The organism is Streptomyces sp. NPDC012510, from assembly GCF_042955065.1.
In the GTDB taxonomy this organism is placed as follows: Bacteria; Actinomycetota; Actinomycetes; order Streptomycetales; family Streptomycetaceae; genus Streptomyces.
Window position 1 is genome coordinate 1 of record NZ_JBIBEN010000097.1, and the last position, 1,165, is coordinate 1,165.

A 1,165-nucleotide genomic window follows, 5' to 3' on the forward strand; every position below is an offset into this window, starting at 1 on the left:
CTCCCCGCCCGCGGCCCGGCGCTGTTCCTCGACGGCGCTGCGCATCCGCAGCAGACAGTAGGCGCCGGTCGCCGCACACAGCGCGACCAGCAGCCAGCCGGGCGAAGCCGGTCCGTGCACACGCACCTCCCCGCTCGACATCACGACGTCTCGTCATGGCGTCGCGTCATCACGTCGCGTCATCGCGTCGAGGGATGCGATGCCCACGCCACGCGGCGCGCACGCGAGCGCAAGGGTGTACACGGGGAGCATTCGACGGAGCGCACAGTTGTTTCACGAGTAAAACACATGCTAAATTGATAGGCATGCCCCGACCCCGCCTCCCCCTCGCCGACGTGCTGCGCCTCGATCGTCCCTCCGACATCTGGTTCAAGCCGGCCCTCAGCGTGGTCGTCGCCGTCGCCCTGCCGAACCTGCTCCTGCTGGCCCTCGGCCGGCTGGACCTGGCGGTGTACACGATGGCCGGGTCCCTGTGCGCCCTGTACGCCCACAACCGTCCCTACGCGGCCCGCGCCCGGGTCCTCGCCTGGGTGGTGCTCGGCATGACCGGCGGCCTGGCCGTCGCGCTCGTCGCGGCCTCCCTCACCGACAGCGCGGTCGTCCTCGTCACCGTCGGCGCGCTGCTGGCGGCGGCGCAGAAGGTGCTGTGCGATGCGACCCGGCTCGGCCCGCCGGCCAATGTCATCCTCGCCTTCATCAGCTCCGCCTCGCTCTTCCTGCCGCAGACCCTCGGACAGGTCCCCGGCCATGTGGCGCTCGCCCTCGGAGCGGGCGCCTGGGCCTGGCTCGTCTGCATGGCGCCGGGCCTGCTGCGGCCGCACGGCCCGGAGCGCCGCGCCACCGCCCATGCGCTCACCCTGGCGGCGGCGCACGCCGAGCAGACCCGCTCGGACTCACACACCCACTCCCACTCCCGCACCTCCGCGGCCGCCGCCGTCCACGCCGCCTGGCAGACGGTGATGTCGGCCCACGGCGACACCACGCGCCGCGCCCTCGAACGGCTCCTGATCCGTGCCGAGGTCGCGCTCGCCGCGCCCGCCGAGAGCGACCCCGCCCGGCTCCGCGCCTGGGCCCACGACCTGCGCGGCACCGCGCCGCTCCCGCGTCCCGACGATCACCTGGACGACGACGAGCTGACCGGCGCCGAAGCCGAACGGGCCGTCGG

General features: G+C 73.8%; 2 pseudogenes. One reads left to right on the plus strand and one right to left on the minus strand.

The window, feature by feature from the left end:
* Positions 1–120 (minus strand): annotated as a pseudogene (locus ACFY9I_RS42575) (DUF5134 domain-containing protein); the annotation flags it as partial.
* Between the two features lie 185 nt (positions 121–305).
* Between ACFY9I_RS42575 and ACFY9I_RS42580 the strand changes: the two are divergent.
* A pseudogene (locus tag ACFY9I_RS42580) lies at positions 306–1,165 on the plus strand (FUSC family protein); the annotation flags it as partial.